The organism is Fonticella tunisiensis (assembly GCF_004364155.1).
In the GTDB taxonomy this organism is placed as follows: Bacteria; Bacillota; Clostridia; order Clostridiales; family Caloramatoraceae; genus Fonticella; species Fonticella tunisiensis.
The window spans coordinates 1-17,851 of the sequence record NZ_SOAZ01000018.1; the positions used below are offsets into that span (position 1 = coordinate 1).

General features: G+C 37.1%; 20 protein-coding genes. 10 read left to right on the forward strand and 10 right to left on the reverse strand.

Features of this window, described 5'->3' with window-relative positions:
- The first annotated feature begins 362 nt into the window (after positions 1 to 362).
- The 3 genes from EDD71_RS10270 to EDD71_RS10280 all read left to right on the forward strand — a co-directional run bounded on the left by EDD71_RS10270 (position 363) and on the right by EDD71_RS10280 (position 3,997).
- The gene (locus EDD71_RS10270; protein ID WP_243116446.1) at positions 363 to 1,448 is read left to right on the forward strand and encodes a permease; all 1,086 of its coding nucleotides are present in this window, start codon (positions 363 to 365) and stop codon (positions 1,446 to 1,448) included.
- 290 nt (positions 1,449 to 1,738) lie between these two features.
- Positions 1,739 to 2,695, forward strand: coding sequence for an ROK family protein (locus EDD71_RS10275; protein ID WP_133628652.1), 957 nt, complete (start codon positions 1,739 to 1,741; stop codon positions 2,693 to 2,695).
- Between the two features lie 240 nt (positions 2,696 to 2,935).
- The gene (locus tag EDD71_RS10280) at positions 2,936 to 3,997 is read left to right on the forward strand and encodes an HD-GYP domain-containing protein (RefSeq protein ID WP_166636440.1); all 1,062 of its coding nucleotides are present in this window, start codon (positions 2,936 to 2,938) and stop codon (positions 3,995 to 3,997) included.
- A 33-nt stretch (positions 3,998 to 4,030) separates the two neighbouring features.
- Here the strand turns inward: EDD71_RS10280 and EDD71_RS10285 are convergent, their stop codons facing one another.
- Positions 4,031 to 4,450, reverse strand: coding sequence for a DUF3842 family protein (locus tag EDD71_RS10285; RefSeq protein WP_133628654.1), 420 nt, complete (start codon positions 4,448 to 4,450; stop codon positions 4,031 to 4,033).
- 338 nt (positions 4,451 to 4,788) lie between these two features.
- On the opposite strand from EDD71_RS10285, the gene EDD71_RS10290 reads away from it, so the two are divergent.
- The 6 genes from EDD71_RS10290 (at position 4,789) to EDD71_RS10315 (ending at position 10,520) form a co-directional block, all read left to right on the forward strand.
- Entirely contained in the window at positions 4,789 to 5,667 is an 879-nt protein-coding gene (locus EDD71_RS10290; protein WP_133628655.1) for a diacylglycerol/lipid kinase family protein, read from the forward strand.
- Between the two features lie 70 nt (positions 5,668 to 5,737).
- Complete coding sequence (locus EDD71_RS10295) at positions 5,738 to 6,061, forward strand: hypothetical protein (protein ID WP_133628656.1); 324 nt, start codon at positions 5,738 to 5,740, stop codon at positions 6,059 to 6,061.
- Between the two features lie 110 nt (positions 6,062 to 6,171).
- Positions 6,172 to 6,564 carry a YkvA family protein gene (locus EDD71_RS10300; protein WP_166636441.1) on the forward strand — a complete coding sequence of 131 codons (393 nt, stop codon included), beginning with the start codon at positions 6,172 to 6,174 and terminating at the stop codon, positions 6,562 to 6,564.
- A 199-nt stretch (positions 6,565 to 6,763) separates the two neighbouring features.
- Positions 6,764 to 8,158, forward strand: coding sequence for an MATE family efflux transporter (locus EDD71_RS10305; RefSeq protein WP_133628658.1), 1,395 nt, complete (start codon positions 6,764 to 6,766; stop codon positions 8,156 to 8,158).
- Positions 8,159 to 8,412: 254 nt separating this feature from the next.
- Entirely contained in the window at positions 8,413 to 9,411 is a 999-nt protein-coding gene (locus EDD71_RS10310) for a zinc dependent phospholipase C family protein (RefSeq protein ID WP_133628659.1), read from the forward strand.
- Positions 9,412 to 9,578: 167 nt separating this feature from the next.
- Entirely contained in the window at positions 9,579 to 10,520 is a 942-nt protein-coding gene (locus EDD71_RS10315; RefSeq protein ID WP_133628660.1) for a dipeptidase, read from the forward strand.
- A 33-nt stretch (positions 10,521 to 10,553) separates the two neighbouring features.
- On the opposite strand, the gene EDD71_RS10320 is transcribed toward EDD71_RS10315, so the two are convergent.
- The 8 genes from EDD71_RS10320 to EDD71_RS10355 form a co-directional block, all read right to left on the reverse strand.
- Positions 10,554 to 11,555, reverse strand: coding sequence for a C40 family peptidase (locus EDD71_RS10320; RefSeq protein ID WP_133628661.1), 1,002 nt, complete (start codon positions 11,553 to 11,555; stop codon positions 10,554 to 10,556).
- 589 nt (positions 11,556 to 12,144) lie between these two features.
- The gene (locus EDD71_RS10325; RefSeq protein ID WP_423244819.1) at positions 12,145 to 12,654 is read right to left on the reverse strand and encodes a superoxide dismutase family protein; all 510 of its coding nucleotides are present in this window, start codon (positions 12,652 to 12,654) and stop codon (positions 12,145 to 12,147) included.
- A 230-nt stretch (positions 12,655 to 12,884) separates the two neighbouring features.
- Positions 12,885 to 13,091 (reverse strand): DUF1657 domain-containing protein, encoded by a 207-nt coding sequence (locus EDD71_RS10330; protein ID WP_133628663.1) that lies wholly within the window; start codon positions 13,089 to 13,091, stop codon positions 12,885 to 12,887.
- A gap of 29 nt (positions 13,092 to 13,120) precedes the next feature.
- A complete protein-coding gene (gene spoVAE, locus EDD71_RS10335) occupies positions 13,121 to 13,474 on the reverse strand; it encodes a stage V sporulation protein AE (protein ID WP_133628664.1) in 354 nt (117 codons plus the stop codon).
- Between the two features lie 17 nt (positions 13,475 to 13,491).
- The gene (gene spoVAD / locus EDD71_RS10340; RefSeq protein WP_133628665.1) at positions 13,492 to 14,493 is read right to left on the reverse strand and encodes a stage V sporulation protein AD; all 1,002 of its coding nucleotides are present in this window, start codon (positions 14,491 to 14,493) and stop codon (positions 13,492 to 13,494) included.
- Positions 14,494 to 14,973, reverse strand: a complete 480-nt coding sequence (gene spoVAC, locus EDD71_RS10345; RefSeq protein ID WP_133628666.1) for a stage V sporulation protein AC — start codon at positions 14,971 to 14,973, stop codon at positions 14,494 to 14,496.
- 13 nt (positions 14,974 to 14,986) lie between these two features.
- The gene (locus EDD71_RS10350) at positions 14,987 to 15,847 is read right to left on the reverse strand and encodes a DUF421 domain-containing protein (protein ID WP_133628667.1); all 861 of its coding nucleotides are present in this window, start codon (positions 15,845 to 15,847) and stop codon (positions 14,987 to 14,989) included.
- Between the two features lie 14 nt (positions 15,848 to 15,861).
- Complete coding sequence (locus EDD71_RS10355) at positions 15,862 to 16,068, reverse strand: DUF1657 domain-containing protein (protein ID WP_133628668.1); 207 nt, start codon at positions 16,066 to 16,068, stop codon at positions 15,862 to 15,864.
- A gap of 286 nt (positions 16,069 to 16,354) precedes the next feature.
- On the opposite strand from EDD71_RS10355, the gene EDD71_RS10360 reads away from it, so the two are divergent.
- Positions 16,355 to 17,080: a YetF domain-containing protein gene (locus tag EDD71_RS10360; RefSeq protein ID WP_133628669.1), complete on the forward strand. Its 726-nt coding sequence runs from the start codon at positions 16,355 to 16,357 to the stop codon at positions 17,078 to 17,080.
- Between the two features lie 136 nt (positions 17,081 to 17,216).
- On the opposite strand, the gene EDD71_RS10365 is transcribed toward EDD71_RS10360, so the two are convergent.
- Positions 17,217 to 17,795, reverse strand: coding sequence for a hypothetical protein (locus EDD71_RS10365; RefSeq protein WP_133628670.1), 579 nt, complete (start codon positions 17,793 to 17,795; stop codon positions 17,217 to 17,219).
- Between the last annotated feature and the right edge of the window lie 56 nt (positions 17,796 to 17,851).

The window sequence follows — 17,851 nt, forward strand, 5'->3', positions numbered from 1 at the left end:
TAGTAATTAAGATGGGCTTAAGGTTAAGTATGGGCTATCTTACCCTATTCAACATGATTTTTCACTAAGTGTTGCATTTAATATTGCAATTTAAGGTTTTTTTGAGGGATATGAAGCTTAAAAGTTTAGCTTAAAATTAGGCCTAGTAGGCGCTAATGAAGTAAAATAACTGTAATTTCAGAGAAAAAATGAAGTTTCTGCGAGTGTTGCTCAATTATGAACCGTCCCCAATTTAATATCTATAGATTTAATAAATAACAAACTGCAGCTTTATTATATTTATATATTTGATTTATATAAGAAATAAAATTAACATATAAATTACTGTTGTAATTATACTTTTAATGAAGGAGGTATGTTAATTGTCACAGAACTTATCTACACAAAATACGATTAAAAAGGATTCACAATATAGATTAATGTATATAATACTTCCTATCGTGTTTATGCTTGTAGCAGTTATAGGTCTCTATTATGTAAAATGGAATCCCTATTATAACAAGGCATTTGTTGCAGCTTCAAAGCACTCCATTGGAAACTCAATAGTGTCGGGAAATAGTTCGTCAGCACCTGCGCCTTCATGGTCTGCAGCCTGGGGATATGCTGTTGCTTATTTTAAGTCCGTATGGAAGGCGGTGGTCTTAGGGCTTCTTCTGGGTTCTCTTATACAGGTGGCGCTGCCAAAGGACTGGATTAAAAAGATTTTTGGCGGAAAAAATTTTGGCAGCACTATAGCTGCTGGAGCGGCGGCACTTCCAGGCATGATGTGCTCTTGCTGTGCAGCACCAGTAGCAGTTGGTCTTAGAAAACGTTCCGCATCAATAAACGCTTCAATGGCATTTTTCCTTGGAAATCCTACGCTAAATCCGGCAACAATAATTTTTATGGGGTTTGTTCTTGGATGGAATTTTGCAGTATTTAGAATAATTATGGGAATTATACTGGTGTTTGGAATATCCTATTTTGCCGGTAAATTCGTTAAAGATGAGGATATGGTACAGGAATCGCTGCTGTCTTCTAAAGAAGAAATCGATGGAGATGATGATAATCTACTTATACGATGGGCAAAGGCACTTTGGCAGCTCATAATGGATACAATTCCTGCCTATTTGATAGTTGTAGCTCTTTTAGGAGCCTTTAGGGCATGGTTATTTCCGGCAGTAGATTCTGACTGGGCAAACAATATATTTGCCATTATATTATTTTCAATAACTGGAACTTTGTTTGTTATACCAACAGCGGCAGAAATTCCAATTGTTCAAACGCTGATGAGCTTTGGGCTTGGAGGTGGGCCAGCAGCTACACTTCTTATGACGCTGCCATCGGTCAGCCTTCCATCGCTTATGATAATAAAAAGGGCTTTTCCAAAGCGTGTACTGGTATTTGTGGGCGTGTCAGTGGCGATAATCGGAATAGTAAGCGGAATAATAGGAATGTTTGTATTTTAATAAATTTAAGAACACCATCTAAAAATTTATATTTGATGGTGTTCTTTGTTTTTCGGCAAGACCTCTTTATGATGTTTTAATTGTGAACTGTCCCCTAATTTCCTATTGTTTATTAATTTATAATATTGTATGATAATATTGATTTCTAAATATTTTACAAAATATCTCTTGTTCATATAGTTAATTGATAGTCCAAATTTATTTATTGACGTTTGGGAGCGGCTGATGGCACTATGGACTATTAGAGAAATAATATAAGTTTTGTAAAATTTAGTAATAGGAGGTTTTGTATGAGTAGGTTAGTTTGTGGAGTTGATTTGGGAGGGACAAAAATCAGCACAGGCATTGTAACTGAGGATGGAAAGGTTTTAAACAGTGTAAAGATTCCAACTTTAGCACAGGAAGGCCCCGACGCTGTTATTGGCAGAATTGTTAAAAGCATTGAGGACGTCCTTGCCATGTCAAATTTAAAGGTATCTGATTTATATGGAATTGGAATTGGCTCTCCAGGGCCCCTCGATGCAGATAAGGGTGTGATCATGGGAGCAGTAAACTTGCCTGGATGGGATTACATACCATTAGTTGACAGAATAAAGGAAAAGTTAAACATAGACAATGTTAAGCTTGACAATGATGCAAATGCAGCGGCTTACGGAGAATACCTGTTTGGAGTAGGAAAGGGCATCAGGAATTTCCTTTATATAACCATAAGCACAGGTATAGGTGGAGGAGTTGTAACTGATGGGAAAATACTCCATGGTGCTAATTCAAATGCTGCTGAGATTGGGCATATAACAATAAATTTTGATGGTCCAAAATGCAACTGTGGAAACTACGGATGTTTTGAAGCATATGCATCAGGAACTGGCCTTGCAAGGCTGGCAAATGAAGAAGTTAACAAAGGCGCGGAATCTATGATGAAGGAACTTGCAGGGGATGGACCTATTAAGGCAGAGCATGTATTTGAATCTGCAAGAAAGGGAGATGCATTAGCCTCTAAGCTCATAGATAATGAAGGGTTTTATCTTGGAGTTGGCCTTGCAAACTTAATGAATCTGTATAATCCAGAGCTTATAGCAATAGGAGGCGGAGTGTCCAAACAATTGGATATGTTTTATGATAAGATGATGGAAACGGCAAAGAAAAAGGCTTTAAGGCCAACCTTTGAAATATGCAAGGTAGTTCCAGCAGAGCTTGGAGATAATATTGGAGTTTTAGGTGCTGCTGCGATAGCATTTAATCTATAAAGACCAAGGAGGCTGTCTAAAGGCAGTCTCTTTTTATATATCACCATTCTGGATAATTATATGTATATAAATTTTTTAATAGGAAATAAGCGTACAGGCCAATTTTAATTCGAAATCTCATAGTATAAACTTTTAAAAAAATTTGTATTTTACTTGAAATATAATTTAAAAGAACTTAAAATTAAATCGTAAGTTGGCATTTATTGCTGAAAAATATAATAAATTGTAATGGGGTGTACTATGAGATTGGTAAGCTTGAATAAAGTCAATCCAGGGGATGTTTTAGCCCAGAGTTTATTAGGGGTTGACGGTACGATACTCCTTAGAGAAGGTGTTACTTTAACTGAAAGATATATAAAAAAGCTTATGGAACTTGAAATAGAATATATTTATATCAAGGATGACAGACTGGATGACATAAAATCCCTTGATCCGGAATTTTTAAAAATAAAGATTGCGGCGACAAAATCCCTTTCAAAGGTGTTTTCAAGGCTTCAGTATAATGATAAGTCATCAATAAAAGATGTCATGGCAACGATTGCCGATATAGTAGAATATCTAATAGATAACAAAGAGATAAATTCCACATACCTGCTGGAACTTAAAACCTTTGATAATTATACCTATGTTCATTCCCTGAATACCAGCGTGCTGGCACTTTTTTTCGGAGTGCAGCTTTCATATTCAAAATCCATGCTGATTGACCTCGGTGCTGGTGCACTTCTTCATGATATTGGGAAAACTAAGGTTCCCATTGAAATACTTAATAAAAGAGGAAAGCTTACGAAAAACGAATACGATATAATGAAAACCCATCCTGAAAGAGGATATGAGATAGTTAAAAATGTTGATTACATAGGTGAAAGGGGTAAACTAATAGTGCTTGAGCATCACGAAAGAGTAGATGGCAGAGGATATCCCTTTGGGATTAAGGGGGATGAGATATCAAAATTCGGTAAAATAGCCTGTATAAGCGATGTTTATGACGCAATAGTAAGTGACAGGGTGTACAGAAATGGCCTTGCTGCAAACGAAGCCTATGAATTTATTTTAGGAGGTGCCGGAAGCTTTTTTGATTTTGAACTTGTAAACATATTCAAGCAGAACTTTTCTATATATCCCCTTGGAGCATGTGTAAGGCTCTCAAATGGGCTTGAAGGATTTGTTGTGGGACATAATAAGGGATTTCCAGACAGGCCAGTTGTTAGAATAATATATGATGAAGGCAATAATAGTATAACTCCTGTTGAAATCAATCTGATTCAAAAACTTGATGTGTGTATAGAGAAAATAATTATATAATAATCTCCCCATTTCGTCAGACAGGGGAGATATTTAATGTGTGAGCTTTTTCTTAAGCTCAAGAATTATCTCCTGTATAAAATCGTTTATTTGCATATGCTGTACTCCAGGTATGTAAAGACCATGTTTGCTTATGGGAATTAAATATTTAATGCAGTCAGCGTTAAACACTGCTTCAGCTATTGAAGGTGTAAGTTCTCCAAGCATACTGTTAGGGCATATTATCCCAATGGGGCCTATAATGCAATGGAATTTTACGTTTTTGCAGCAAAAACATATGGCGCTCTCGCCACTTGCACCGTCGTTTGCTCCTGCCTTTACCATGCTGGCAGTGGCATATGCATTTGTACCAAGGGCAAATATTTCAACTGTGTTTCCAAGTTCTCTTCTTATCTTTTCGATTATCGTTTTTCCAAGTCCTCCACCCTGACCATCAATGACAGCAATCTTCATAGCTACCTCCGAACGTATATTATATGCTACAAATATATTATATGGGTAGATGATATAAAAATCAAAAAATTTTCAAATTGGTTATGATTGAATATGTTATAATTGTTTTAGCATTTAGAAACTATTAAATGCCGCTTGAAAAAATATATTATATTCTTATATATACGTGTTGCGCCAGTTTTATCTTTAAAAAGACGATGTGATGAAAAATATATTTCATTTACAAATACGCTTGTAGATGGAAGTTCTAGAGCTTAATGTGGCTGATAAAAGGCGCAGGGAAATATTTGCTATAAGACCAAGGCTGAAGGTTTTAAGCGCTTAAAGGAGGGCTATATATGTCATTACTCTTTGTAGTAAATCCAGAAGCAGGCAAGGGCAAAGCTAAGTCCTTAATTCCACTTATAGAGAGAACATGTAGAGAAAACAACGTGGAATATGAAATAAGGCAGACTTCAGGACCTGGTGATGGAACGCGTATTGCAAAATGGGGGGCTGAAAATGGGTTTAAAAGGATAGTATCCGTTGGAGGAGATGGAACATTAAATGAGGTTGTAAACGGTATGGCAGGGGGGAGTGCGGCACTTGGGATTATTCCCGGCGGATCTGGAAATGATTTCATAAGGAGTATAGACAGCCATAAACCCCTTGAAGAGGTTATAGTTGATGTTATTAAGGGAATTCCAGAAAGAGTTGACCTTGGACTTTGCAACGGAAGGTATTTTATAAACGTTGGAAGTGTAGGGTTTGATGCAGAAGTGGTTATAAAGACAGAAAGTGCAAAACGTTTTTTCTCGGGAAAGGCCGCCTACGTTGCAGCTTTACTAAATACTATTTTTACTTATAAGGGAAAGATGATAAGAATTGAGGTTGATGGCAAAGCCATTGAAACAAATACACTTCTAATTGCCATTGCAAATGGCAGGTATTATGGAGGAGGAATGATTCCGGCGCCTGAAGCTGATATTAAGGATGGATGCTTTGATATATGCCATATAAGAATGGTTTCAAAGCTTAAGATATTTGCCCTCTTTCCAAGGTTTATGAAGGGAAAACATGGCTCCATAAATGAGGTATCCTTTTATAGAAGCAAAAGGGTTAAGCTAAGTTCCAATGAATCTTTATCCATAAATATCGATGGCGAAATAATAAAGGATAATACTGCTGAGTTTGAAATTATCGAAGGGGCAATAAATGTCATATTTCCGAGGAAATGAAGCAGTGAAAAATTCTAATACTCCTTTCCAACTCATATAATTTACTGTAATCAATTTTGGGAGGATATTTATGGATAAGATTATTATGGTTGCACTTATAACCGAGGCATTATGGGAGACGTTAAAGATGATAAAAAGTCCCGGCGGTGTCAACCTGGACAGGATTGGAGTAATGCTGCTGGGAGTACTGGTGGCACTAGTTACAGGTATTGATCTGTTTGAGCTTGCAGGCATTACACTCAAGGTTCCCTTCCTTGGCAGTGCCCTTACCGGGCTTTTGATAAGCAGGGGCTCTAATTTTATACATGATATTCTTGGAAGTATGGGTCAGGTTTATCAGAGCAAGAAAATCGGAAGTTCATCCTATACGGTTTCAAGTAAGAGTAAACAATAAAAGAATATATATCCACCAATTCGGGGTGGTTTTTAACATGGCGGGGAATAATATATTTAGGGTTTCAAATAATATGGGTAACTGATATATTTTACTATGGAGGAATGGATATGAAACCCTATGGAAGAAGAGGACTTGAAAGATACCTTTTAAAGGCAGCGCCATATATAGAAAACAGAGGAAGGGCGCTGGGGCTTATAACCAGGGCCGTTATATTATCCAGGAGAAGAAAGTTTCCAGTGCTTAGAAGCCTGAAAAACCTTACAACTTTGATTCAAATTTTCAGGGATTGGGTAAATGGAGAGTACAAGGATATACCTAAAGCTTCTATACTTGCTATTGCAGCGGCAATATTGTACTTTGTTTCCCCTGTGGATATCATACTGGATCTTATACCACTTGGAGGGATTATAGACGATATGGCTGTAATAGCCTTTGTCATGAATAAAATAAATGAGGATGTTATTAGGTATAGAATGTGGAAGGAGTCAGGTGATAAATAATTTCATACTTCACCGATTGGAACTCATGTTTTTCATGGGTTCTTTTTTTTGAGATGGAGCTTGCGTAAGGATTTATAGCTTATTATAGAATAGAAATATTTATGAATGTTGAGTAATATTTTAAAGGAATTTTGTATATTTTGTAGAACTTCATTAGGGTATAATATTTGCTGCAATACTTAAACCAGGAGAGATTGTAATGGAACAAAAATTAGAAAAACTCAGTGCAAAGGATCTAAGAAAAAAGATATATTCAATGATTCTTCCCATAACGGGGGAAAACGTACTTCAAATGCTGGCAGGCTTTGTATCCACATCCATGATTGGATATATACAGACAATGCCCGTAATTATAGCAGTTGGAGCCCTTGGAATAAGTGCACGTATAACGCAGCTCATATGGGCATTGATCAAGGGAATAACAACAGGAGCCTCTGTTTTTGTTGCACAGGCCTATGGGGCAAAGGACTACAGGAAACTTAAAAGCGTAATACAGCAGACGCTGCTTTCCACAGTCTTTGTTGTCATACTTCTTCAGCAGCTTGTTTTCTGGAAAGCACCCATGCTGCTAAGTATATTTAACCCAAAGCCAGAACTTATGGAAAGCGCCGCATCGTATCTTAGGATTGTTTCCTGGGGGCTTCCCTTCCTTGCAGTAATGCTTATAGTAGGAGGAGTACTTCAGGGTATGGGAAATGCAAAAACCCCTATGGTTATAGCGCTCATAATGAATGGGAGTAATATAGTTTTTAGCTATATTCTTATATTTGGAAAGTTCGGCGTACCTGCCCTTGGAATAAAGGGAGCTGCAATAGGGCTTATAATTGCTCAGTTTACAGGAGCGATGATAGGTCTTTCAGTGCTATTTGGAAAAAATGGGGTGCTTTATTCAATGTTTGGAAAGCAGTTTTTCAGGGTTGATATAAGAGAGGTTTTATCCATTTATAGAGTTGGAATGCCCTCTGCCCTTGAATCTATATTTTGGCAGATGGCGTCCATTATACTTACTATGATAATACTTTCCTTTGGAGAGACAGCCTTTGCCGCCCATCAACTTGGTCTTCAGGCCGAATCCATATCCTATATGCCTGCAATCGGATTTGGAGTTGCAGCAACTGCATTTATAGGTCAGGCCGTTGGAGCACAGGACAGGGAATTAGGAAAGAGGTGTATGAAGGAGCTTATTATAGGATCGCTTATTATAACCAGTATAAGTGCTTTTATACTTATATTCCTTCCGGGAGCTGTTATGAGACTTCTTACAAAGGAAGCAGAGGTTATAAAGCTTGGCTCTATTTACTTAATCCTTATGGGGCTTGTGCAGATCCCTCAAAACATTTCCGGGGTATTAAATGGTGCTCTGAGGGGAGCAGGATACACAAGGGTTCCTATGATAGTTGCGGGGGCAGGACTTTGGGGAATCAGAATACCATTTTCAATAATATTAACGAAATTTTACCACATGAGCATTGTGGCCATATGGTCTGTTATGTGTATAGATCTTGGATTTAGATTTATATTCAGCCTTGTCCTTTATAAAACGAGGGATTTATATGGGCACAGGCTGGTATCCGACAAACCGATTGAAGGGTAAAGCGGCATCTACATCAGACTTAGGCGTTGGGGGATGAATTTATGAACAAGCTTCATGTAATACTGGGACTTATATAGCCCGGAGACCTTGCGGAGGCTAAATGACCTACGGTGACTTTGGAGTACATTGGATAAACCAATGTACTTTTTTCTTTTGTTATACAATGGTATTATAGTTATAAAGTAACTAAATTTGTATATGATGCATAATATAGATAAATTCCATCTAAAACAATAATATTGGAGGAAAATATCATGCCCGATGTTTTAACTCACATACTATGCGCTGAGGAAGCGTTACAGGGAATAGCCAAAGATGAATACAAAACGTATATAGATGAAAATCAAAGGCTTTTCAACCTTGGAGCCCAGGGCCCAGATATATTTTTCTATCATGACATCATACCGTGGAAAAGGAGGAGACATAATATTCAAAGTATTGGAAGGCTTCTGCACTCAAAGGAAACAGGAAGGTTTTTTATAGAGGGAATAAAGTACCTTAAAAATCAAAGCTGGGAAAGGTTTAAGGAGCTCTTTATATATCTTTCAGGTTTTATGTGCCATTTTGGATTGGACAGTATGGCCCATCCCTATATATATTATCATGGAGGAGTTTACAATAGGGAAAAGACAGAGACAAAGATATATAGGTCCTATCATAAAAGGCTCGAAATTATAATCGATACGATACTTTTAAAGGAAAAGAAAGGTATAGACAGCACAGCGCATCCCGTTTATAAAGAAATAGATGCAGGAGAGAAGCTTCCCGATGCCGTCGTCGATTTTTACAGGTATATTTTAAACAGTATATATAAAAAAACGACCTGTTCCGTCACGATAAACGAAGCCTATAACGATATGAAGAGTGCCTTGAAACTGCTGCATGATCCGTATGGAATAAAAAGCTGTATATTTAGGGCCCTTGGCAATTTTTCAAGGGAAGCTCAGTATATAAACTCCGCAATGTATTCCAATAAAATCGATATGGGATATGATTACATGAATTCCAGGCATATTCCATGGAGCCACCCCTGTGATAAAAATGAGGTTTACAATTACAGCTTCTACGACATTTTCAGCAGAGCGGTAAGGGAGAGCAGGGACATGATAAATGCGTCAGTAGAATTCATCGAAGGAAAAATAGATGTATTTGCATTGAGTAAGTATTTCCCAAATATTTCATATATTTCTGGAAGATCTGCTGAAAAGGACTGCAAGCTTAGATATTACATGCCGATATTTGAAAGTCGCTAATCCTATCAACTGCTCTTATATGGTAAAAAGATTTTATTTCTTCTCTGATTCAGGTTTTATTTAAAGGATATTGCCCCTTTATATAGAATAGTATATATGATATTCAGTTGCTCTATTAATTCAAACATTGGAGATTAAGTGAAAGTTTTCATTAAAGGAGGATAAGAATGAGATTAATCGATTTTCACTGTGACACCATACTTGAACTTATGAAGGATAAGGAAAATCTTCATATTGATAAAAACGACTTTTCAGTTGACATTGAAAAGCTTAAGAAGGGCGGTTCCCTGGCACAGTTTTTTGCCCTCTATGTGAATTTGAAGGATGTAAAGGATCCTTTAGAGTTTTGCCTTGAAATGGCTGATAAATTTTATCTTGAGCTTGAAAGAAGCAAGGATGATGTTGCCCTTGCAAGAAATTATGATGAACTTATGGAAAATGACAAAAATGGTAAAATATCAGCCTTTTTAACGGTGGAAGAAGGAGGAGTTCTTAAGGGAAAAATACATAATCTCAGAAATCTTTACAGGCTCGGGGTGAGGCTTATTACATTAACGTGGAACTTTCCGAACGAAATAGGATATCCGAACCACAGGTGGGAACATAGCGATAAGGGACTAACGGAGTTTGGAAAGGAAGTTGTCCATGAGATGAACAGCCTTGGAATGCTTATAGATGTTTCACATCTTTCGGATGGAGGCTTTTACGATGTTGCAAGGCTTTCCTCAAAGCCATTTATAGCATCCCACTCCAACGCCAGGGCCGTTACAAATCATCCCAGAAACCTTACCGATGATATGATTAAAATTCTTGCAGAAAAGGGAGGGGTAACGGGAATTAACTTTGCAGCCCATTTCCTGGGTGAAGGTGAAATAAGCAGGGTAGAGGATATGGTGGCCCATATAAAGCATATTAAAAATGTGGGTGGAATAGATGTTATTGCTTTAGGTTCTGACTACGATGGAATAAGCCCTAACCTTGAAATGAAAAACTATGGGGAAGTGGATAAATTAATTGGTGAACTTCAAAAAAATGGATTTACCGAGGATGAAATCGAAAGGATATTCTATAGAAATGCCCTGAGAGTAATAAAGGATACTTTATATTAAAAGATTTAATGCCCCGACGGGGCATTAAATCTTTTAATATATTCTCCTTCCTGTACTGAAGAACTTGGGGCTGACAGGGGCTATTTTAACAACATCACCTGTACGAGGTGCATGAATAAATTGGCCATTTCCAACGTATATTCCAACATGATATGCGGGATTTCCGTAAAACACAAGATCCCCTGGCAAAAGCTCAGAATAGGATACAGAGGCTCCCTGCTTTGACTGGCCTGAAGCTGTTCTATTTAGTGTAATCCCAAAGTTTGCAAATACGTATTTTGTGAAACCGGAACAGTCAAATCCTTCAGGTGTGCTTCCTCCATGAACGTAGGGCACCCCAAGAAAGTTTTTAGCATAGGCTACAATGTTGCTGCCGAAGGTATTTGAAAGAGAACCTCCCCTTGATGGGAGTATTTGTCCAGGTTTTAAAACAGGCTCCTTTGCCTGGTAGGTTTTCAATTCGCTGAGGAGAGAACTTTGCTGTTCCTTTAACTTCTTAATGTTGGATAATTTGTTCTCAATGTCAACCTTCATTGATAAAAGCCTATTATTCTCCTCAATTAATGTATTCCTTGCGGCAGCAATCTCCATTTCCTTTTCCTTGAAGTTATCAATGATTTTCCTGTCGTATTCCACAACAGTTTTAATAGTGGATACCCTTGAAATGAAATCGCTAAAGCTTTCGGCATCTAGAAGCACATATAGGTAGCTGTCGAATCCGTTTACATAAAGGGCCCTTGACCTTTTGTTGAAAAGTTCCTTGGTTTTCTCATACTCCTCTTTGATTTCTTGAAGTTCCTTTTCCTTCTCCTTTATTCTATCCTCTGAAAGTTTGATTTGCCCGTCTAAATCCTGGATTTGATACATATAATCTTCGATTTGATTATCGATCCTTGCTAAACTATCTTCTAGATCCTCAATTTCATTTTCTTGTGTTGATCCAGCATTATTTGCGGATGGTTCTGCATAGGCAACTGAATTAACTGATAATATCAGTACAATAAGTGGGGCAATAAAGAATTTCTTCTTAATCATGCTTCCACCTCCTTTATATTTGTTTATAAATTTAACTTGTTGTGCTAGTTAAGTGGCTGAGGGTCGATAAAAAATATATGAAATTCACATTTTCAAATCCCGAGCCTTAGAACTTCTTTGCTGAGCGTACTGGTGAATGAAATATATTTTTTATCGCAGCGTCGATCTGTAAATTTATCTAGCCTAACAAGTAAATTTATAGCTTAAGTAAAAACTATAACCTTCGATATATTTTACATTTGTAGGAATAATTAAATAAAACCACCTTTTATATTATAGCATATAAAAAAGGATATATATATAATTTATTACATAAAAAGGAAAAATATGAAGGACAAGTTTCCTTAAAATACTTCTGCTGTAAATAAATATACATTGAAATTTGGATTTTTCAAATGCCTTCACTGCAGACTGTGAAATGGAAAATTTGCGAAGTGTGCAGAGGGACTTGCAGGAAATGAAAGCAGCTTTATAGAAGGATATGGGATAAAATAATTGAAAAAACGTAGTGGGAAGTAGTATTAAAATATAGAACAAAGAAGAAAAGCCCCATGGAGGGCTCCTTTTCATGCTTATGGTGGAATAAAATTTATTTTATAACCCCGCAGGCAAGCCTTTTTCCTGCATTCCCTGCAGGCTGTGACCTGTAATCATCGGGACTTTGATGAATTATTACTGATTTACCTATGATATCGGATACTTTAAATTTATTTGTAAAGAAGCACATCCTTGCATATCCATTGTTTGAAAAAAGTACAGGGAAATCACCGGCATGATTGCCATGGGGCTGGTTTGTAGGGTTCCAATGTTCTCCTGCAGCCTGGAATGGATTGTCCGGATCGCCTATGAGACAGCTTCCGTTTTCATGTATATGAAATCCATGGGGGCCTATGGGTGGGTTTTTGCCGTCCGCTGGCTTGTACTTAGGAAGACCGTTTACTTCAACCCTTACTTCGGTGCCGCCAGGTACATCTGTGAAGGTCACTGTTCCTCTTATCTCCGGAGCCAGAGGGCCGCCTATTATGTCTGCCTTTGCTGTTTTTCTGTTGATTTCACTCCTATAAGCATTTTTATTTGCAAAGTTAATGGCTTCGCCCATCCTGTACTTTTCTTGAACTTCATCATATGAATTCAGGGAGTTTTCAAAATACATCAATAATCCTCCTTTAAAGGGCTTATGATAAACAGTATACATTATATTATGTAACTGAACCTATGGTTGTTAGTGAATTTTGGTATAAAAGATAAAATATTAGGTAATTATATAATAATAAATTAAAGCCGAAAGGGTTAACTTTCAGCTTTAATTTACAATTACTATCCTTTGTATTATTGTTGTTTATATTGGGGTTCCTGCTGTTCAATGTACTGCTGTCTTTGCTGTAAAGTCTGCAGTACACTATCAAGCTGCTGAGCTATTTGCTGAAACTGCTTCTTGGCCTGTTTATCCTGAGTTTCAAGAGCAAAGGTCTTCATAGTAGCTGCAGCACTTTGAATTCCTGCAATAGCCTGCTGCATCTGAGTTCCTACTGTCATATTTATCACCTCCTTTTAAAATCTTACTATTAGCCCTTTGATTTAAATATAAGAGAAGCTAAAAATCCAAATACTATTGCTGCAGAAATACCAGAACTCGTAATTTCGAATATACCTGTAAGTGCACCAATGATACCATTTTGCTGTGATTCAAGTATTGCCCCCTTTAGAAGTGAATTCCCAAAACTGCTTATGGGTACTGAAGCACCTGCACCGGCAAATTTCACCAATGGGTCATATAACCCCAAACCTCCAAGAACCGCACCTGCTACTACAAGTGTACACATAGTATGTGCCGGGGTAAGCCTAAACACATCCATTAAGATCTGTCCTATAACGCATATTCCTCCCCCAACTATAAATGCCCAAATGAACTTTTCCATATTATTATCACCCCTTCTTACATTTCTATTGAAACTGCATGTGCAATACAGGGTATACTTTCCTTTTGTTGATATGAAAGTGGAGACATTAAGGCTCCCGTTGCAACAATTAAAATTCTTTTTAATTCACCTTTTTTCATGCGGTTTAGGAAGTGGCCATAGGCTACCACGGCCGAGCATGCGCATCCGCTGGCACCTGCAAAAACAGGCTGCTTTTCACTATATATGAGAAGTCCGCAATCGGTAAATTTTTCAGGTGGAATTTTTACACCATGTTTGGCAAGCAAATCACTGGCTATTCTATGGCCAACCCTTCCAAGATCGCCGGTGGCAATGATGTCATAATAGGATGCATCTATATCCAAATCCCTGAAATGTGCTTCAATGGTATCAACTGCAGCGGGGGCCATAGCCCCTCCCATGTTAAATGGATCTGAAATTCCCATGTCCACAACCCTTCCTATTGTAGCCGCTGTAACCCTTGGACCTTCGCCCTGACTTGCAACCAGTGCTGCACCGGCACCAGTTACTGTCCACTGGGCAGTGGGAGGCTTTTGAGCTCCATACTCAGTTGGATATCTAAACTGTTTTTCGGCCGCTGCATTATGGCTTGATGCCCCTGCCAGTGCGTAGTTTGCTGATTTGCTATCAACAATCATGGAGGCAAGCGCCAGGCCTTCCATAGAACTTGAACAGGCGCCAAATATACCAAGATAGGGTATTCCGAGTGTACGGGCTGCAAAACTGCTTGATATAATTTGATTCATTAAGTCTCCACTTATATAAAACTGGATATCTTCTTTTTTCATATTTGCTTTGTTAATGGCTATTTCGCATGCCTGCTCCAGCAGTTTTTTTTCAGCCTTTTCAAAGCTATCCTGACCAAGCATTATATCTTCGTGAAGTATATCAAAATCTCCTGCTAAAGGACCCTGTGCTTCAAATGGGCCTACGACTGTAGCCGATGAAATTATGACTGGTTTAGAATTAAATATCCATGATTGATGACCCTTAAGCATTTACATCCCACCTAACCATTTAATAGTAATTTTTATAATAGCAACAATAAAGGCGGAGACTACCCCGTAGACTATTACAGGGCCGGCTATTTTAAACATATTACCTCCGACTCCTAATACATATCCTTCACTTCTATGCTCAATGGCAGCCGATGATATGGTATTGGCAAATCCTGTAACAGGAACAGCCGTTCCTGCACCGCCCCATTGTGCAATATGATCAAACACTCCCAAACCTGTAAGTAGTATGGAAATTATAATTAAAACTGCCGTACTGGGGTTTCCAGCCGTTTCTTGAGTGAATTTAAAATACTTCATAAATATCCATTGAAGTCCCTGTCCTATAGTGCATATAATACCTCCAACCAGAAATGCCCTTACACAATTTTGAAAAACTGGACGCTTAGGTTCCCTTATCTTTGCAAATGTCTGATATTCCTGTTGAACAGGAGTTAGTTTTTTGTTTTTCTTACTTGACATTTATAATCACCTTCTAGCGTAGTAAGTAGGGTTTTAGTTTATCCATAACTTTTTTAAGCTTATCTGCATCCTTTGAAAACATAGACTTTAAATTGCGATCCTCCGTTTCCAATGCAAACGATAGAAGATCCGCCTGGCTCTTTTCCAAATTAGCATAAAGCAGCTCTTTGACCTTGGGCTGAGGAACCTGTAAGGTGTCGTCAAAAAGATCAACGTATAAATCTCCTGATGAATCAACCTGCCCTATGAAAACATTGTCAAGTGAAACTCCCATTTTTTGCAGCTCAGTATCAAGCCAATTCCTGTTTAACCCCATATTTGACAGCGATTCATCAAGTATGTTCCCATCGAGTATTACAGTTTGAGGTTCAGACTTAGGATCGACCTTTCTCTGAAGATCATGGGCAGTTATTGGTTTTCTGTCAGACTTCAATAAAACGTTTATCTCTCCGGTTGATTCCATGACTGCAAACTCAACATCGCCCAGATTAAATACATTTTTAGAGCGCAGCTCCCTTAAAAGTTCCTCCCCTGTTAACCTCACCTGAATTAAATTTTCCTCCATTACTTTACCATCTTTGATTAAAACGGTTTCTTTGCCATTTATTAAGTCGTGTATCCATTTGCTCTTGATGGATAAATAATCTAATGCTATCGTATATAAAGTCCATACGCCAAGAGCAATAAATCCCAAGATTGGATTTATAATTATATTTGTTGATATCAAGGCAACAATAAAGGCAATTACCATATAGTTAACAAATTTGAAAGGAGTCATCCTTGAAGGGCTGACTTTACCTAAAATTCTGATTAATAGAACGGTTAGAAAAAACAATATGGATGATCGCAGCAATATCATAATCCAATTTGGCATTCATATCCCCTCGCTTAGAAACCCTTATATTGAGGTTCCTCATATTCTAATGTTTTCATTCTCAATTCTAAATCGCTTATAACTTTTGCAGTTGTCTGAAGAGCTTCTTCAAAGGTCCTTCTTTCATCTTCATTCCTACCTTGTATTGAATAAATTCTTAATGTGCTTTCTATTCCCTTTAAATTTGCTAAAGTTTGCTTAACTTTTGAACCAACCGTCATAAATACCATCCTCCTGATTTAGTGTCACTGAAATTATTTTTATCAAATTTATTAAAAATATTATTTCTTTATTTACCATTGATTGAAAATATTGACAGATTGTCTTTATATTCTTTTATTTTTATGTAGAAAATATAAAACAACAAATCCAATAATAATAAATGCAAATGTTAAAATGGCTTTAATCCACAATTCCATTACAATTCCTCCTGTATAATTTTTGATAGATTGCTTCACATTATTATTATTAAGCAAATAAAATACTATATACGAAAGAGTGAAAATTATGAAAACACTGATCGAAGTGGCACTTCAGACTCTTTTAGCATTTTTTTCAATATTATTTATTACAAGAATACTTGGCCGACAGCAAATGGCTCAACTTACTGTTTTTGAATATATAAACGGCATTACCTTTGGTTCTATTGCTGCAACTTTAGCAACTGACCTTGGGCAAAAAAGCTGGCCCCATTTCGTAGGACTTGTTTTATTTGGAGCCCTAACGTATTTAATGTCCCATATCTCATTGAAGAACAGAAATGCAGCAAAAATTATACAGGGCGAGCCGGTGCTGGTTATACAGGATGGGCGAATATTGGAAAAGAATTTGGAGAGATTTTGTTACACCATAGATGATCTAACCCATCTGCTGAGAAAGAAGGATGTTTTTAACATTGCTGATGTTAAATATGCAATCCTGGAGACGACAGGCGAAATAAGCGTTGTTAAAGTTGCACAGAAGGAAAACATAAAGGTAGAGGATTTACATTTATCTGTAAATCAGGAGGAGCTGAATACGGATATTATCGTAACCGGAAACATAATATATGAAAATTTGAAGAAAAGGAATCTATCAGTTAAATGGCTATTGGAGCAGTTAAAAATGATGGGCGTAAAGGATATTAAAGATATTTATTATGCTGCCGTCGATAAAAATAACAAGATATATATCGATTATGTAAGCGACAGTCTGCAGAAACCCGCCGACATTACAGAGGGTAAAAAAAGCTAGCATCAAAATTTGCAAATGGAATGGAAAGACAGCTGAAAATATTCCCGGGAGAAAAAAATTCTTCCGGGAAATTATAATCTTCATAGAAAATTAACACCTAAAATCGCTAAAGGGACAATTGAAAGTGTGAAACATACTATCTTACCTTACCCTCATATCTAAAATAAACAGAGGAATTGACAAAGCGTTCATATCCTCTTATCGTATTTAATATTTTCTTTCTTCTAAAGAAAAAAAATGATATAGCCTCCCATAAAAAAACCCATCCACCTATATCAAGCCCCTCAAGCAAGGTTTCAAAGAAAATGCTTTCAGGAAGTATGTTTTCTAAAAATATGGATGCTGCAAGGAAGGAAAAGGATGCACCAGCATAGACAACGGTTCTTTTATAATAATCCTTTAATAATCTCTTATGTGACCTGAGATAAAAGGAATAATAGTTTTTGAGTTTTTGAGTAATCTTTTCCTCAACTTCCCTGTTGCGGGCCTGATTTGAAATATAAAAAACTATGTCTACTCCATACCTTAGAGGAATATCCGCTGAACATCCATTGAGAAACTCGCTTAAATCAGGATTTAAATCCCTTTTCATTATTGTTGAGTGGTCCCAATCGTTAAATATGTCGGAGTAGGTATCAAGGGATATTTCAATTATATAGTTTCCGGTTTCAGGGTTTATTTCATATATCTTCTGAAGAAAATCGTTCGTTTTCATATTAAACCTTCCCGAATTTTAAAGCTGTATTATTATAATATCTTAAAAGGGCAAAT